12 protein-coding genes are annotated in these 16,898 nt (G+C 71.2%); 3 read left to right on the forward strand and 9 right to left on the reverse strand.

Translation table 11 applies throughout. The features are described from left to right. Positions 1-49: 49 nt before the first annotated feature. From OV427_RS13470 to OV427_RS13500, 7 genes are all read right to left on the reverse strand, one after another. The gene (locus tag OV427_RS13470) at positions 50-889 is read right to left on the reverse strand and encodes a GNAT family N-acetyltransferase (RefSeq protein WP_267856494.1); all 840 of its coding nucleotides are present in this window, start codon (positions 887-889) and stop codon (positions 50-52) included. A gap of 434 nt (positions 890-1,323) precedes the next feature. Then, positions 1,324-2,763: a sigma-54-dependent transcriptional regulator gene (locus OV427_RS13475; protein ID WP_267856495.1), complete on the reverse strand. Its 1,440-nt coding sequence runs from the start codon at positions 2,761-2,763 to the stop codon at positions 1,324-1,326. Further along, positions 2,760-5,273, reverse strand: coding sequence for an ATP-binding protein (locus tag OV427_RS13480; protein WP_267856496.1), 2,514 nt, complete (start codon positions 5,271-5,273; stop codon positions 2,760-2,762). Before OV427_RS13480 ends, OV427_RS13475 begins: the two co-directional genes overlap by 4 nt. After that, positions 5,270-7,186: a selenocysteine-specific translation elongation factor gene (selB, locus tag OV427_RS13485; RefSeq protein WP_267856497.1), complete on the reverse strand. Its 1,917-nt coding sequence runs from the start codon at positions 7,184-7,186 to the stop codon at positions 5,270-5,272. The genes OV427_RS13480 and selB overlap by 4 nt, the downstream gene beginning before the upstream one ends. 19 nt (positions 7,187-7,205) lie before the next feature. After that, positions 7,206-7,931 (reverse strand): phosphoribosyltransferase, encoded by a 726-nt coding sequence (locus OV427_RS13490; RefSeq protein WP_420718265.1) that lies wholly within the window; start codon positions 7,929-7,931, stop codon positions 7,206-7,208. 117 nt (positions 7,932-8,048) lie between these two features. Beyond that, positions 8,049-9,080: a Leu/Phe/Val dehydrogenase gene (locus OV427_RS13495; RefSeq protein ID WP_267856499.1), complete on the reverse strand. Its 1,032-nt coding sequence runs from the start codon at positions 9,078-9,080 to the stop codon at positions 8,049-8,051. Between the two features lie 35 nt (positions 9,081-9,115). Further along, positions 9,116-10,006, reverse strand: coding sequence for an Hsp33 family molecular chaperone HslO (locus tag OV427_RS13500; protein ID WP_267856500.1), 891 nt, complete (start codon positions 10,004-10,006; stop codon positions 9,116-9,118). Positions 10,007-10,266: 260 nt separating this feature from the next. Here OV427_RS13500 and OV427_RS13505 point away from each other — a divergent pair, with 260 nt between their 5' ends. Next, positions 10,267-10,950 (forward strand): succinate dehydrogenase, encoded by a 684-nt coding sequence (locus OV427_RS13505; RefSeq protein ID WP_267856501.1) that lies wholly within the window; start codon positions 10,267-10,269, stop codon positions 10,948-10,950. A 107-nt stretch (positions 10,951-11,057) separates the two neighbouring features. On the opposite strand, the gene OV427_RS13510 is transcribed toward OV427_RS13505, so the two are convergent. Beyond that, entirely contained in the window at positions 11,058-11,561 is a 504-nt protein-coding gene (locus OV427_RS13510) for a single-stranded DNA-binding protein (RefSeq protein ID WP_267856502.1), read from the reverse strand. Between the two features lie 205 nt (positions 11,562-11,766). Continuing rightward, complete coding sequence (gene dacB / locus OV427_RS13515) at positions 11,767-14,025, reverse strand: D-alanyl-D-alanine carboxypeptidase/D-alanyl-D-alanine-endopeptidase (protein WP_267856503.1); 2,259 nt, start codon at positions 14,023-14,025, stop codon at positions 11,767-11,769. A gap of 236 nt (positions 14,026-14,261) precedes the next feature. Here dacB and OV427_RS13520 point away from each other — a divergent pair, with 236 nt between their 5' ends. Then, positions 14,262-15,857, forward strand: coding sequence for an ABC transporter substrate-binding protein (locus tag OV427_RS13520; protein ID WP_267856504.1), 1,596 nt, complete (start codon positions 14,262-14,264; stop codon positions 15,855-15,857). 64 nt (positions 15,858-15,921) lie between these two features. Beyond that, positions 15,922-16,836, forward strand: a complete 915-nt coding sequence (locus tag OV427_RS13525) for an ABC transporter permease (protein ID WP_267856505.1) — start codon at positions 15,922-15,924, stop codon at positions 16,834-16,836. Positions 16,837-16,898: the final 62 nt, after the last annotated feature.

The following is a 16,898-nucleotide window of genomic DNA, read 5'->3' on the forward strand; positions in this document are numbered from 1 at the left end:
GCCCGTCCAACGCCCGCCCCGGCCTCGTGCCCGGGCGGGCGTCGTCGTTTCAGGGCAGCGGGCCGCGCAGCTCCAGCGTCTCGTTGCGCACCTCCGCGCCCGCCGCGCGCAGGAGCGCGTCCAGCGGCGCGTCGTCCGTCACCACCACGTTGAGCGACTCCACCGCGTCCCCGCACCGGGCGAAGGCGTCCTCCAGCAGCGCCCGCGCATGGCCGGGCGATGCCGCGAAGAAGGGGAAAAGGAGCTGCGACGAGGCGCGCACGTCCATCAGCCCCGGCGGGCCTTCCGCGCCCCGGCCCGGTTCCTCCAGCCGCAGCAACCGGTGCGACGCCTTCGTGGCGAAGCGCGCCAGCTTGCCCGGCATCAGCCCGAAGGCGGCCGTCAGCGCGTCCTGCTCCGCCGGCGCCACCGGCACCACCCGCAGGCCCGGCGGCGCGGCGGGCAGCCCCGCCACGTGGGCCCGCGTCAGCTTGAGGTTGGCCGCCTGGCGCGCGGGCAGCAGTCCCACCGAGGCGTAGAGGCGCAGCGCGGGCGTGTTGTCCCGCTTCACGTACAGCGCCCACCGCTGACAGCCCTGCGCCCGGAGGCGCTCCGCCAGCCGCGCCATCATCCACCGTCCCAGCCCCTGTCCGCGGGCGGACGCGTCCACCACCAACTGCCCCACGTAGCCCACCTCGCCCAGCGCCTCCGTCACCCCGTAGGCCACCACCCCACCCGGGCCTTCCGCGAAGACGGTGAGCGGCGCGAACTCGGCCGCCCACAGCGGCGGTGGAGGTGGCGGGTCATCCACCCCCAGCTCCCGGAACAGCCGGGTGAAGAGCGCATGGTCCTCGGGCCGCGCGGGCCTCAGCACCCACGGTGGCGCCTCTTGTCCCACTTGCACTGCCATCAGTCACCTCTCCAAGCGCATTGGAAGGGCAACGACGGAAACCCGAAAACTTTTTGGACGTAGAAAAGAAGGCGGCCCGGCACCCCAGAAGGGTACCAGGCCGCGGGTCTTCTCAAGGTGACTCACCGGAAGTGCTGAAGGGGTGGGGGGGAACCGCCTTCAGCCTCGCTTCGATGTGTCCCGCGCATTCCTTTAGCAGCCCTCGTGCCAGCGCCCTTTTGGGAGCAAAGTCCAATTTTCTCAAGGGCTTAGCCCATCACCTGACGTTGCTGGCACCGGCCCTTTGCATTTCAGCCCTGAAATGGAGTTGCAGATGTGAAAATACCAAGCAAATTCAACCCTTTGGCCTTTTCACCGATGAACCCCGCCCATTTCGGATCTGAATCCATGAGTGCGGAAAAGTTACACCGGTATGCCCAGGCCCCACCCCGTCGCTATTCGCGGGCCAGATCTGTGGGCGGGCGGAGGTTGAGGCGCTTCATCTTCCTCCAGAGGGTGGTGGAAGAGACGCCCAGCTCATCCGCGACGCGGGCGAGGTCCACGCCGTGCCGCTCCAGGGCCTGGGTAATCGCGTGGCGCTCGGCCTCCTCGACGACCTGGGCCAGGGTGGGCCCGGTGCCAGCGGGGCGGCTGCCCTGCCCGTCCAGGAAGGCCACGCTGGGGGTGCCATGGGACGGCGTGAGGCGGCCCTGGCGCAGGGGGAAGTCCTCGGGCAGCAGCTCGTCACCCTCCGAGAGGGCGGCGGCCTGCTCCACCAGGTTCTCCAGCTCGCGCACGTTGCCGGGGAAGTTGTAGCCCATCAGGTGCGACACCGCGGAGGCGGACAGGCGCTTGGGCTTGGGGCTGCGGGCGTTGGCGCGCTCCAGGAAGTGTTCGGCCAGGGCGGGCACGTCCTCCAGGCGCTCGCGCAGGGGCGGCACGCGCAGGGCCACCACGTTGAGGCGGTAGTAGAGGTCCTGACGGAAGCGCTTCTCGCGCACCTCCAGTTCAATATCGCGGTTGGTGGCGGCCACGGTGCGCACGTCCACGCGCAGCGCGGTGGACTCGCCCACCCGGCGCACCTCGCCCTCCTGCAGGGCGCGCAACAGCTTGGACTGGAAGGTGGGGCTGGTCTCCGTCACCTCGTCGATGAAGAGCGTGCCGCCGTCCGCCTCCTCGAAGAGGCCGCGGCGGGCCTTCACCGCGCCGGTGAAGGCGCCCTTGGCGTGGCCGAACAGCTCGCTCTCCAGCAGGGACTCGCTGATGGCGGCGCAGTTGACGGGGACGAACGAGCGCACCTTGCGGCGGCTGTGCGCGTGGAGCGCGCGGGCCACCAGCTCCTTGCCGGTGCCACTCTCGCCCTGGATGAGGACGGTGGCGTCGCTCTGGGCCACGCGCATCAGCCGCGAGGTGAGGTCCCTCATGGCGGGGCTGCGGCCCACCAGCGCGGACAGGCCGTGGCGCTGGTTGAAGTCGGTGGCGAGGTTGTCCACGTCGCGCAGCAGGCGGGCACGCTCCAGGGCGCGCTCCACGCGGTAGCGCAGCTCGCTCTCCTTGAAGGGCTTGGTGACGTAGTCGTAGGCGCCCAGGCGCATGGCCTCCACCGCGCTCTCGATGGAGCCGAAGGCCGTCATCATGATGACCTGGAGGCGAGGGGCCACCTCCAGCGCGCGCCGGAGCAGCGTGAGCCCATCCATGGGCTCCATCTTCAAGTCCGTCAGCAGCAGGTCGATGCTGCCGCCGGCCAGCTGGGCCAGGGCCTCCTCGCCGGTGGCGGCCTCGAAGGCGATGTAGTGCTCCGCCCGCAGCAGCATTGCAGTGGTGGCGCGCAGGTTGCGCTGGTCATCCACGACGAGGATGCGTCCACGAGAGGGCGGGGTGTTCGCGTCGGTCATGGGAAGGACGGGGGCTGCGACAGGGGCAGCCGGAAGGTGAAGGTGGTACCGCGGCCGGGCGTGCTCTCCACGGCGATTTCTCCCCGATGCTCCTCGAGGATGCGCTTGACGACGGCCAGCCCCAGTCCGGTGCCCTGGGCCTTGGTGGTGAAGAAGGGCTCGAAGACGCGGTGGAGCAGCTCCGCGGGAATGCCCGGCCCCTGGTCCGCCACGTCGATGCGCAACTGGTCCTTGCCCGCGTAGGCCTCGCGGCGGGCGCGCACCTGCACCATACCTCCCTGCGGCATGGACTGAATCGCGTTGACGGCCACGTTGACGAGCGCCTGGCGGATGAGCCGCCGGTCCATGGGCACCGGCGGCAGCCCCGGCTCCACGTCCGATTGGATGTGGACGGGCCGGTCCGCGCCCCCACCCTGCACCCGCGCGGCCTCCAGCGAGTCCTGTAGCACGCGGCCCAGATCCTCGTGCTGGAGCACCGGGTCTCTCGGGCGCGTGTAGTCCAGCAAGTCACCGACGATGCGGTTGAGCCGGTCACTCTCCTCGCCCAGGATGTCCAGCAGCATGGCCGCGTCGCCGCCCGGGTCCAGCAAGCGGCGCAGCGAGGCCACCGCGTTGAAGATGACCCCCAGGGGATTGCGCACCTCGTGGGCGACAATCGCGGACAGCTCGCCCAGCGCGGCCAGCCGCTCGCGCTTCACCATCTCCGCGCGGGTGGCGGCCAGCTCCGCGTAGCTGGCCCACAGGGACTCGTACAGGCGCGCGTTGGCGATGGAGAGCGCCAATTGGCCGCAGGTGGCCTCGGCCAGCTCGATCAACTCCGGCCCGAAGGCGCGCGGCCGGCGCGTGTCGTCCACCACCACCACGCCGATGAGCTCCTCGCGCGAGGTGAGCGGCAGGGCGAGCAGCGCCTTCTCCCCGAAGCGCTGGGCCAGGTGCGAGTCGAAGCCGCTGCCCGAGGCGGCCACGTCCTCGACGGCGATGGGCCGGCGCTCACGGGCCACCCGCGTGGCCAGACTGTCCCCGTGCAGCGGCAGCACCACCGTGCGGAAGAAGTCGCGGTGGGCCGTGGAGGCGGCGGCGCCGCGCAGCAGCTTCGCCCCCTCGTCGTAGAGCATGATGTAGCAGTTGGACACGTCCAGCAGGTGGACGAGGAAGTCGGACGCCACGTCGAGGATGCTGGAGGTCTCCAGCACGCCCGACGTGGTGCGTGCCAGGTCCAGGAGCAGGCGCGTCTCCGCGAGCTGGCGCGAGGACTCCGCGCGCAGCCGCCGCTGCTCCAGCAGCGTCACCAGCAGCTCCGCCAGCGTCCCCAGGAGCCGCACGTCCCGCGTGTCGAAGGCGTGGCCGGCCGCACGCAGCACCTGGAGGGTGCCGCACACCTCGCCGCCCCGGGTGAGGCGTGCCACCGCGCCACACCCCAGCCGCCCGCCGGACAAATCGCCCAGCGCCGCGCCCTGGGCCTGCGTGGACAGGCCACCCTCCCCCGCCGCCGCTACCGCCAGCAGGCCGGTGAGCCGCGCCGCGTGCTCGCCGTCGCGCACCAGGTCCGCCAGCCCCACGTGGGTGGCCAGCGCCAGCGCGCCGCCCTGCGGGGGCGTCAGGTGCAGTGCCGCGGCGCTCCCCTGCAGCAGGTCCGCGACGCGCGCCAGGAAGTCCTCCAGCGAGGGCGGGACGGGCTGCGCGACGAAGCGCGCCACCTGGGCCACGGCCTCCATCTCCCAGCGGCTGCGCGCGCCGTCCGCCTGCACGCGCGCGTCCGTCAGCGCGGCGCCCACCACCTTCGCGAAGAGCGTCAGCACCGAGCCATGGCGGGGTGCCACCCACGACCCCTGCACCCACAGCACCTCGTCCTGCGGGCCGCCCACCGGAATGTAGACGTGCGTGGGCGAGGCGCGGTCCGCGCCGCCGAACACGGGGCGCCCGTCGGACAGCGACTCCAGGCCCAGGCGCACGTCCTCCGGCAGGGGCTCGCCGTCGCGCGCCAGCAGCCGCTCACCGTCCCAGCGCAGCAGGCGGACGCGGAAGCCCGCGTCCTGGAGTCCCTTCAGCGCCACGCGGCGCACCGCGTCCTCGGAGTGCGCGGACACCAGGCTCGCGGACGTGTCCACCAGGCACTCGGCGACGGTCATCTCCGGCTGCCGGTCCTGCATGAGCAGGCAGTTGAGCAGCAGCGCGCTGCCGCCGCCCTCCAGCTGCACGCGCGTCGAGAAGAGGGCCACCTCGCGGGTGATGCCGCCCGCGCAGGGCACCTGGTAGACCTGCGTCTGCGGGACCATCGGCGCGTCGCCGGACTCCAGCAGGCGGTAGCGCTCGGACAGGCGGCTGCGCTCCTCCGGCTGGACGAAGTCCATGACGGAGCGGCCCTCCACCTGCTCGCGAGGAAGCCCCAACATCGCCAGGTAGGCCGCATTGACGGCGGACACGCGCCCGTCGACGACCGCCACCATGGGGTTGCCGAAGGGCTCGATGAGGGCGCGCAGGTCGGCCTCGCTGTAACGCTTCGTGCTCATCCGCGACGCAGCACCCGCTTCTCGCCCACCCTGAGTGTCACCTTCTCCCGGTCGAAGTACTCCGACAGCGGGATGACGAACTTGCGGCTCTGGCCGACCATTTCCTTGAAGGCCTGGGTGGTAATGTCCTTCTTCTCGCGAAGGTGGGCAACCAGGCGCTCCCGCAGGCCCGCGAGCGCCCCCGCGTCGAAGCACAGCTCGTCGCTGACGCGCACCGCCATGCCCCCCGCCACCATCACCTTCAACAACTCCTGGAGCCGGGGCATTGGCAGCTGGAGCTTCTGCGCCAGCTCATTGAGCGTGGGAGGCGCCAGCCCCGCCGCGGACAGCTCCGCGGCCAGCTTCGTCCGGGCCGCCTCGTCCCCCAGCGACAGCGTGCGACCCCGCCCCTTGAGGCGCACCACCTCCTTGTCCAGCTCCACCTTCCCCGCGTCCACCAGCGCCTGCGTCACCCGCTGGAAGGTGCGCGAGTCCAGCTCGGCGGACAGGCGCTGGCGCAGCTCCTCGCGCGGCAGGCCTTCACGCAGGGGCTCGCGCTCATGGAAGGCAGCCAGCAGGGCCAGCGCCCGCCCCTGCAGTCCCTCGAACACCTCGCCGGAGAGGTACAGCCGCCGCTCGCGGTCCACCAGCAGCGCCCCGCCCCGCGCGCCCAGCAGCTCCAGCGCGCGCGTCAGCGCCTTCGGCCCCAGCCCGGAGCGGCCGAACAGCTCCGGCTGCGTCAGCCCCCGGTAGCCGGCCTGGCGCAAGAGCCACGCCACCTGCTCCGACGGGTCCGCCTCCAAGAGCGGCGCCACCACTGCCGAGCCCCCCTTGCGGCGCCGGGGCGGCGTAATCGACAGGATGCGGCCGCCCGCCACCGTGGCCCCGCGGCCGGGCAGCGCGCGCGAGCCGCGCAGGATGAAGCGCTGTCCCACCAGCGCGCCTACGGGCCCGTCCAGGCGCAGCTGCGCGAGCGCCGTCTCGCCGGGCTCCAGCCGCTCCACGTCCAGCAGCGCCACCGTGGCCTCCACCTGCGCGGTGCCCAGGTGCAGCAGCAGCTTCCGGCGGCGTGGCAGCGCCGCTTCCGCCGCGGGCAGCAGCGCCAGCTCCACGTCCAGCATCCGCGTCTCCGGCAGCTCCCCCGAGCGCACCAGCACCATGCCCCGGTGCAGCGCCTCCGGCTCCACGCCGGTGACATTCACCGCCGCGCGCTGGCCCGCCTCCACCCTGGGCACCGCCTGCCCGTGCACCTGCACGCCGCGCACGCGGAAGGGGCCGGGCAGCCCGGGCAGCAGCGCCACCGCGTCCTCCACCGCCACCGCGCCCGACAGCAGCGTGCCCGTCACCACCGTGCCGAAGCCCTTGATGGTGAAGACCCGGTCCACCGGCAGGAAGGCGGGCCCCTCCGACGGGCGCTTCGGCAGCGCGCGGGCGGCGCGGGTGAGCGCGGCCTTCAGCGCATCCAACCCCTCGCCCGTCTTCGACGAGCAGGGCACCACGGGCGCGCCCTCCAGGAAGGTGCCGGCGGTGAGCGCGACCAGGTCCGCCTCCACCAGCGCGCGCCACTCCGGGCCCAGCTCCGCCAGCAAGTCCGACTTGGTGAGGGCGATGACGCCGGCCCTCACGCCCAGCAGCCGGCAGATGTCCAGGTGCTCGCGCGTCTGGGGCATGACGCCCTCGTCCGCGGCCACCACCAGCACCGCCAGGTCCACGCCGCCAGCGCCCGCGGCCATGGCCTTCACGAAGCGCTCGTGGCCGGGCACGTCCACCACGCCGGCCACCGTGCCGTCGTCCAGCGTCAGGTGCGCGAAGCCCAGCTCCAGCGTGATTCCACGCCGCTTCTCTTCCTTGAGCCGGTCGGTGTCGATGCCGGTGAGCGCCTTCACCAGGGACGTCTTGCCGTGGTCGATGTGCCCCGCCGTCCCGACAATCATCGCCCCACCGCGCCGGGGTTCACGCCCCCGCCTTGTCCGGGTCCTCGTCGAAGCGCGCGTCGCCGGTGGCCGGCTCGTAGTCCCACGGGAAGACCACCAGCGAGGCGGTGGCCAGCGCGCAGTAGTCCGGCGCGAAGCCCTCAGGCCGCGCCACCAGGCACGCCGTCTCCACCTGCTTCGCGCCCACCTCGCGCGCCAGTTGCGACGCCAGCTCCAGCGTGTCGCCACTGGAGGCCACGTCGTCCACAATCAGCACGCGGCGCCCCTTCAGCTCGCGCGGCATCTCCCCGGCGACCTTCGGCTTGCCCCGGGCCCGGGCACCCTCGCCCCTGTCGCGGCTGCGGCGGCTGATGCGCACCGGGAAGAACTCGCAGCCGAGCGCCGACGACAGCGCCCCGCCCACGAAGACGCCGCCGTGGGCCACGCCCACCACCGCCTGCGGTGCGAAGGACTCGCGGATGGCGCCGGCCAGTCCCTGCACGGCACGGTCGAACTCCGCCCAGGTCAGCTCGCGCACGCCCTTGGACTTCTTGCGCGACTGGTCCTTGCCCGTGGGCTGGCGGGGGGCCTCCACCTGCGGCGCCAACACCATGTCCGCGGGAATGGAGACGAGCTTCTCCGCCTGCCTCCGGTCCGCCTTCGACGCGGGGGTGGGCTGGGTGGAGGACTTCTTCGGAGAGGACTTCGCGGTGGGCTTGCGCTTGCCCTGGGCCCTGGGCCCGGGCGCTGCCCGCTTGGTGGCCACGGCGTTGACTCCGGCTGGGGTGCGTGCGGGCCCCGTCATACCCCGAGCCACACGCCCTGGCCACATCCGGCCGCCTCTTCGGCGTCAGAAGCCGAAGAGGCGACTCGCGGCCCGCCTTCAGGCGCTCAGCTTCTCTTCCACCATGCGGTCGGCCACCTGCTCGGGGCGAAGGCCGGAGTCCTTCGCGCGGGCCAGCACCGTGTCGATGGTCTCGAAGATGAGCGCGGCGCGGGCGTAGGCCTTCTCCCGGTCATACCCCGCCCACTCCTGGGCCACGTTGATGAGGCCGCCCGCGTTGGCCGCGTAGTCCGGCACGTACAGGATGCCGCGCTTCGCCAGCTGCTCGCCGTGGCGCGTGGTGAGGAGCTGATTGTTGGCCGCGCCACACACCGCCTTCACACGCAGCATCGGCAGGGTGGTGTCGTTGATGGCGCCGCCCAGCGCGCAGGGGGCGTAGATGTCCGCCTCCATGCGGTGCAGCTCGTCGGCGCTCACCGAGGTGGCCCCGTACTGCTTCACGGCATGCTCCACGCTCGCGGAGTTGATGTCGCTCACCCACACCTTCGCGCCACGCTCGTGCAGCTCCTTCACGAGGTACATGCCCACGTGGCCCACGCCCAGCACCGTGACGCGCAGCCCCTTGAGGCTCGGCCGGCCGAAGAGGTGCTTCGCCGTGGCCTCCATGGCGCGCGCCACGCCGTACGCCGTCACCGGCGACGGGTCCCCGCTGCGCTCCTTCAGGCCCACGACGTACTTCGTGTGCTTGCGCACGTGCTCCATGTCGTCCGTGCTGGTGCCGCTGTCCTCGGTGGTGATGTACCGGCCGCCGAGCGACTCCACCGCGCGGCCGAAGGACTCGAAGAGCTTCGCCCGGTCGAAGTTGCCTCGGGGCAGCATGATGACGGCCTTGCCACCGCCGTGCGGCAGCCCGGCCAGCGCCGCCTTGTACGTCATGCCCCGCGCGAGCCGGAGCGCGTCGGCGACGGCTTCCTCCTCGCTCGTGTAGGTCGACAGCGCGCGCGTGCCGCCCAGGCCCGGCCCCAGCCGCGTGTTGTGCATGCCGACGATGGCGCGCAGGCCCGTCCGCGAATCACTGAGAAGGTGGACGGCCTCGTAGCCGCCCTCGAGCAGTTGCGTGAAGTAGCTCATGGCGCGGCGGCAAGTACCGTTGAGGCCCCCTCAAGTCAAATCCCACCGGCCTCCAACATGGCCCGAATTTCCTCTCCTGGAATGACATAGCGCGTCGTGCAGAACTGGCACGTGGCCTCCGCCTGCCCTTCCTTCTCCAGCAGGTCCGTCAGCTCCTCGCGCCCCATGGCCAGGAGCGCGCGCTTCACGCGGTCCTTGCTGCACGAACAGCCAAAGCGCAGTGGATAACGCGACATCACCTCGAAGTCCGACTCGGGCAGCAGCGCGCGCAGCACCGCCGACGCGCCGGACGCCGCATGCGCCTGGAGCACGGGCACGAAGTCGCGGCGCAGGCGCAGGCCCAGCGCCTTGAAGGCGTCCATGTCCCCGCTGGGGAGCGGCTGGACGAGCAGGCCCGCGACGATGCCCAGCGACTCCGCCGCGCCGTCGCCACCGGAGGGCAGTTGGGCGAGCAGCAGGTGCGAGGGGAGCTGGTCGGACTGGTGGAGGTAGCGCTCCAGGTCGGCCGCCAGGTCGAAGTGCACCAGGTCCACCGAGGAGCGGTAGAACTCGCCGCCACCCTGATCGCGCAGCACGGACAAGAAGCCCTTGTTTCCGAACACGGGACGCCAGTGGTACTGGCCCTCGCCGCCCACGTACTCCACCTGCGGGTTCTTCACGTAGCCGCGCACGAGCCCGGAGGCGTCGCCATCCACGAAGAGGCCGCGCAGGGGGCCGTCACACTCCACCTGGAGGTTGATGCGCGAGTCGTGTTTCTGGAGGGCGCCCAGGAGGGCGGCGGCGGTGAGGGCCTGCGACAGGAGGGCCGCGGCGGCGGGCGCGGTGCCATGGGTGGCGCGCGCCTGGCGGGACAGCTCCGGGGTGGTGGCCAGCACCACGCGCAGGTCCGTATTCTTCAGCAATCCACTGACGAGCTCATCGGACATAGGCAAGCGACTAGCGTGCCCGAGCCCGCATTGCCCGCCAACGACAGAAGGCGGGCGCCCCTCCGCCCGTCGGGGGAGCAGCAGCCTGCCCCGGGGTGACGCATAAGGTCAGCCTTATGCCTTCGTGTGGGGCGGCTGGTATCCGGGGATGCGGAAGAAATCCAGCCCCCCGGCCGGAACGGTTATAAACCGCCGTCCGACTTGTCACCTGACATTGACTTGGACGCGGTACCCGCCCGCGCGCCGTCGCTGGAGACCCGATGAGCAGCCAAGCCGCCGCAGCCGTTCCGACGAAGACACCGCTCCTCAAGTCCCGCCTGGGCTCGTTCCTGGCAGTGGTGCCCCTGTCCATCTGGGTCATCAACCACATCTGGGACAACCTCTCCGCCTTCAAGGGCGCGGCGGCATGGGAGGCGTCGGTGACGACGTACTCCAACCCCTTCGGACAGGCCTTCACCTTCGTCATCGTGATTCTGCCGCTGCTCATCCACACCTTCTGGGGTCTGGCGCGGCTGTTCAGCTTCAAGCCCAACAACGCGAGCTACAACAACTACGGCAACCTCAAGTACATCGTGCAGCGCATCAGCGCGGTGGGCGTGCTCTTCTTCCTCGGCGCCCACATCTGGCTGGCCTTCCTGCACCCGCGCCTGGTGGAAGGGCACGCGGAGCCGTTCTCCGACATCTCCCGGGAGATGCACCACCACCTGCCCACGCTCCTCGTGTACCTGCTGGGCACGCTGGGCACCGCGTACCACCTGGCCAACGGCCTCCAGGGCTTCGCCATGTCCTGGGGCATCTTCGCCAGCGACCGCTCCATGCGCCGCTTCGAGCCGGTCGCCATCGGCCTGTTCCTGCTCCTGACGGCGATGAGCTGGGGCGCCATCTACGCGCTCTACACCGCGGGCGCCGCCTTCAGCCCCGAGCTCGCCTCCCTCATTCCGTGACGTGAGGCCGGGCCCGGGAGCACGGGCCCTCGCAGCGCCGCGAAAAACAACCGGCCGCCCCCCAGTTTCGGGGAGCGGCCGGTTTCATTTCCAGGGGCTCGCGCGGGTCAGAACGGGATGTCGTCGTCACCACCGGCGTGGCCACCACCCATGTTGTTGCTGTCATCCATGGGGGGCGGCTGGCCGAAGTCGGTGTCCATGCCGTTGCCGCGCTGGGGACCCCCGGAGGAGCGGCGTCCGCCACCACCACCGCCGGCGCTCATGCCCTCTCCGGCGTCACGACCGCCGAGGAACGTCACGGCGTTGGCCACGACTTCCGTGGTGTAGTTCTTCCGGTTCTCCTTGTCGGTCCACTCGCGCGTCTGCAGGCGGCCCTCGACGTAGCACTGCCGCCCCTTCTTCAGGTACTCGCCGCAGAGCTCCGCGAGCTTTCCCCAGACGACGATGCGGTGCCACTCGGTCCGCTCCTGCTTCTGGCCATTCTTGTCCGTCCAGCTCTCGCTGGTGGCGATACGGAAGTTCGCCACCGCCTGACCGCCCGGGGTGAAGCGAACCTCGGGGTCCGCCCCCAGGTTGCCGATGAGAATGACCTTGTTCACGCCTCCAGCCATGACTGCGTTCCTTTCGTCGATAGCCGACCCACCACGGGCCGGCCACTTCCCGCCAGGACAGCTCCTGGCAGGTTGGCTTCCACCTATAGCAGTGCACACCGACATCCGGTCGGGCGCCAGAAATGTTCCGGGGGGCTTGTCAGCCTGCCTGCTCCCCGGGTGTGGAGGCACACACCCGGGGTCGTGAAGCCAGAGGAACGCGGGCCTACCCGCCGGGACGCGTCTCGGCGGTGCGCGACTCGGGCGGGTTGCCGGGGCGCGGGGCGTTGCCGGCCGGGGCCACCACATTCACGGGGGTGAGGCCGTCCTTCGGCGGGGCCTTGGCCTCGGCCACCTTCTGCGACAGGGTGGAGTCCAGCCCCTTGGCGAAGGCGGCGAGCTGCGGGTCCGAGGCGCCCAGGGTGCGGCGCAGGGACTTCCAGAAGGGATGGTCCGCCTGGCCGGCCTGCACCAGCGCACGGGCCAGCAGCGTGGTGGAGGCCTCGCGGTCTCCAGCGTTGGCGCCGCGCAGGGCCACCACCAGCTCCTCGGGGGCGGTGCGGGCCACCTCGCCCAGCGCCTCGGACATCTCCTGCTGCGACTGCACGTCCGCCCCGGTGGCGCCCGCCAGCTCCAGCACGCGGGCCAGCGCCTCGGTGTTACCGCCGGCGGCCAGCTCCACCATGCTGCTGACGCCCGGCACGTCGACGGAGAGGACGCGGGCCACCTCCCTCAAGCGGCCGTACACCTCGCCGGTGGCGGCGTAGCTGTCCAGCAGCGTGCGCGCGCCCAGGTAGTCATGCGGGTTGGACTGGTAGAGGCTCTCCGCCAGCACCGCGCGCACCGCCGGGTCTCTTTCGCTGCGCCACGCGGTGCGCAGGAAGCCGATGTTGCGTTGGTCTCGCTGCCTGCCCAGGTCCAGGTACGTCTTGATGCGGGCGGCCACGTCGTTGATGGCTCCGGCCGGACGGCCGTTGTCGGCCAGCGCGGCCACCGCGTTGGACGGCCCCAGGCTGGAGCCGGTGGCGGCCACCGCCGCGCCCAGCGCGTCCAGGCCGGCGACGATGGGGCCGGCGCGGCCCGCGAAGTCGTTGGCGATGATGGAGAAGGTGAAGCGCTCACCGCCCGCGCTCGTCACGTAGCCGCTGAGCGCGGAGACGCTCTCCAGCGTGCCCGTCTTCGCGCGCAGCTTGCCCACCGCGTCGCTGCCCTCGAAGCGGTACTTCAGCGTGCCGTCCTTGCCGGCAATCGGCACGGAGGACATGTACTCGGGCGCGAAGGGGAAGCGCTCGTACATGTAGCGAAGCAGCCGGTTGAGCTGCGCGGTGGAGAAACGGTTGGCGTCGTTGAGGCCGCTGCCGTTCTTCATCACGTAGGTGCCGCGGGAGATGCCCACCTCGCGCTCGAGGAACTGCTCCACCACCTCCACGCCCTTGGTGAAGGAACCCGGCGTGCCCTTGACCTCCGCGCCCATCGTCTTGAGGAGCTGCTCGGCGACGAAGTTGCTGGAGAGCTTGTTGAGGCGCTTGAGGATGACGTCGAACGTGTCCGACTGGGACACGTACAGCATCTTCGCCTTGGAGGGCGTCAGGCCGACCTTGACCTTGCCCTTCATCTTCACGCCCCGGGTGGTCAACATCTGCTTGAGCGTCTGCCCGTAGTACATGGGCGGGTTGTCGATCTTCTTCCAGACGCTGACGGCACCACCGCGCTCGCTGGGAAGCTGGCCGCGCACGACAATCTTCTGCACCGGGCCGGACGGGTCGGACGTCACGGACACGCGGCGCGCGCGCGCCGAGCCCGTGCTGAGCTGGTTCTCCACGACGAAGTAGTCGCTGGGCGGCTCCATCTCCACCGTGCCCTTGGCACCGGGGGCGTTGCCGGGGCGCAGGTAGATGGCGGCCGCGTTCCAGTTGAGGCTCAGCGCGCCGGTGGGCGCCATGTACGCGCGGTCCGAGTCCTCCTGGTCATAGCCGGGCGGCGTGCGCTCGGCGTCGAACCAGGAGTCGTCCACGACAATCTCGCCCACCTCGCGCACGCCGGCGTGCCACAGCTCGGCGACGACGCCCCAGAGGCGCTCGGACGTCATGGATGGATCGCCCTTGCCGCGCACGTAGAGCGTCTTGACCTTGCCGTCCGCGCCCAGCTCCGGGTCCACGAGGAACTCGGTGTCGTAGCGGAACTCGGGCCCGAGCGACGCGAGCGCCGCCGCGGACGTGACGAGCTTCACGTTGGACGCCGGGTTGAGCAGTTCGTCTGCGTTGTGGCTGAACACGATGGCGCCGTCGTCCAGGCTCTGCATCTGGACGCCCACGCGACTCGCCTTCAACGGCGAGCGCTGGAGCACCTCCATCAACGCCTGCTTCAACGCCTCACGGTCCGCGCGCTTTTCCGCGGATGGAGGCGCCGACCATGCGGCGCTCGGGAGTGTCAGGAAAATGATGGCTGCTGCGGCCAAGTAGGGGCTGGCTCGATGGACCTGCACACTCTCTCCGGGGAAGTCGCTGGCCATTATGCGGAAGGGGGTGAAAGCCCGGCAAGGGAGAGAGGCAGCGGGAGTCCACGGTTGGGCGCTCGCTCTACCACCAGGCAGCAAGCGAGTACCTGGCATGTGGACTTCTTTTCACTGCCTCACTCTGAGAGTCCGAGACTGCACGGGCGAAGAATGGCCTTTCCCCCTGACATCCGACCTGTAACCGTGTGACGGACAGGTTCCGAAGGATGCCCCCTCTCCCCACCCGGGCCCTCATGCGCGGCCTCCGCGGTCGCTTCGTGCCGTGCCTGCTCGCCCTGTTCGGGACGGTGGGGTGCCGGGCGGAATCGCCCGTGGACGGCATCACGGTGCTGCTGGAGTCGCCGCCGGACAGCCTGGACGACCGCTTCGCTTTGACGGCCAACGGTCAGCGGCTGGCGGCGCTCATCACCCCGGGGCTCCTGGCCTTCGACGACGCGAGCCAGCCGGTGCCGGTGCTGGCCGAGTCCTTCCGCGAGGTGTCCCCCACCCTCATGGAGTTCACGCTCCGCCCGGGCCTCACCTTCCATGACGGCACCGCGCTCACGGCCGAGGACGTGAAGGCCACCTTCGACGGGCTGCGGGACGCGAAGGTCCGCAGTCCCCGCGCGGAGCGGTACGCGGCGCTGAAGTGGGTGGAGGCGGTGGACGCGCGCACCGTGCGCTTCCACCTGGAGCGTCCCTACGCGCCGCTGCTGGCGGAGCTGTCCGCTGGAATCATCCCCTCGGAGCGGACGGGCGCGGACAGCGTGGCGGCACAGGGCGAGCACCCGGTGGGCGCGGGGCCCTTCCGCTTCGAGTCGCATCCGGATGAGGAGCACCTCACGCTGGTGCCCTTCGAGGGCTGGTACGCGGGAGCGCCCTCCCTGCCCCGGCTGCGCTTCCGCGTGGTGCGCGACGAGACGACGCGGGTGCTGGAGTTGCTCAAGGGACGCGCGGACCTGGCGGTCAACGTGGTGTCTCCCGCGGTGCTGCCGGTGCTGCGGCGCGAGCCCCACCTGCGCGTGCTGTCGCGCCCGGGGACGGGCTTCGCGTACGTGGGCCTCAACCTGCGTGAGGGGCCGCTGGCGGACGTGCGGGTGCGGCGAGCGCTGTGCCACCTGATGGATGTGGGGCCGGTGGTGGAGCACAAGCTGAACGGGCTGGCGCGGCCTTCCCAGGGACTGCTGCCTCGCGCGAACTGGGCGTGGGCACCGTCGGCCGGGTGCCCGTATTCGCCCGAGGAGTCCGCGCGGTTGCTCGATGAGGCCGGGTATCCGGACCCGGATGGGCCAGGCGGCAGGCCGCGACTCACGCTGTCCTTGAAGACGAGCACGGACCGGCTGCGCCGCGCGGTGGGGCTGGTGCTGAAGGAGCAGCTCGCTCGCGGTGGTGTGCAGGTGGAGGTGCGGGCGCTGGAGTTCGGCACGTTCTTCGACGACGTGCGCAGGGGACGGTTCGAGCTGTTCACCCTCAAGTGGGCGTCCGTCATGGAGCCGGACCTGCTGCGGGGCGCGTTCCACTCGATGAACATCCCCACGGCGGAGAACCACTGGGGTGGGTTCAACCGGGGTGGCCTTCGCGACGCGGCGCTGGACTCGATTCTGGAGGAGGCGGCTCGCGCGCCGCGTGAGGAGCGCAAGGCCCTGTATGCGGAAGCGCAGCGGCGACTGGATGCGCTGATGCCGATTCTTCCGCTGTGGCACGAGGACAGCGTGGCCGTGGTGTCCACGCGGCTGGAGGGCTTCGAGCCCAGTGCGCATGGCCTGCTCACTCCGCTGGCCCGCGCGCGGCTGGCACCGGGCGCGCGCGAGGGCGTACCGTGAGGCGGCGGCTCGACTCCGAGGCGACAGCACACGTGGGCACCGTCCCCGTGAGGGAGGCCACTTCGTGAGGCGGCGCATCGGGTCCGCTGCGGTGGCGCTGGTGGGCGCGCTGCTCCTCGTGTCGCTCTTCCTGCATCTCGTTCCGGGAGACCCGGTGGACGTCATGCTCGGAGAGCAGGCTACCGAGGTGGACCGCGAGGCCCTGCGGCGCGCCGTGGGTCTGGACCTGCCGTGGTACTCGCAGCTCGGCGTCTTCTCGCGGCAGCTCGTCACCGGGGAGCTGCGCACGTCGCTGCCGCCCTTCCAGCGCAAGGTGCTGCCAGCCATTGGCACGGCGCTGCCGTACACGCTGGTGCTCACCGTCGCGTCCATGCTCATCGCGCTGGCACTGGCCCTCCCGCTGGGCGTGGCGGCCGCGGCACGACGCGGCACGACGGTGGATGCGGTCGCCATGGGCACCTCGGTAGCGGGAGTGGCGCTGCCGCGCTTCTGGCTCGGCCCCGTGCTCATCATCGTCTTCGCGCTGAAGCTGGACTGGTTGCCCGTCTCGGGCGCGGAGTCGTGGCGGCACCTGGTGCTGCCCGCTCTCACGCTGGGCACCGCGCTGGCCGCGTTCCTCGCGCGGATGACTCGCGCCTCCATGCTCGATGCGCTGCGCGAGGACTACGTCACCGTCGCCCGCGCCAAGGGCCTGTCCCCGCGCGTGGTGCTGTGGAAGCACGCCTTCCGCAATGCACTGCTGCCGCTGCTCACCGTGCTGGGCCTGGAGTTCGGCACGCTGCTGGGCGGCGCCATCGTCACCGAGAAGGTCTTCGCGTGGCCGGGCATGGGCACCCTGCTGCTCATCGCGATCGAGAAGCGCGACTACAACACCGTGCGTGCCACGGTGCTGGTGTTCACGCTCTGCTACGTGGCCGTCAACACGCTCACGGACGCGGCCTACGCCCGGGTGGACCCACGCGTGCGGAGGCGCGAGTGAGCCACGTCACGCGCGGCTCGGCGGCCGACACCCGGCTCACCCACCGGGTGTGCTCTCGCGTG

This window comes from Pyxidicoccus sp. MSG2 (assembly GCF_026626705.1).
GTDB lineage: Bacteria > Myxococcota > Myxococcia > Myxococcales > Myxococcaceae > Myxococcus.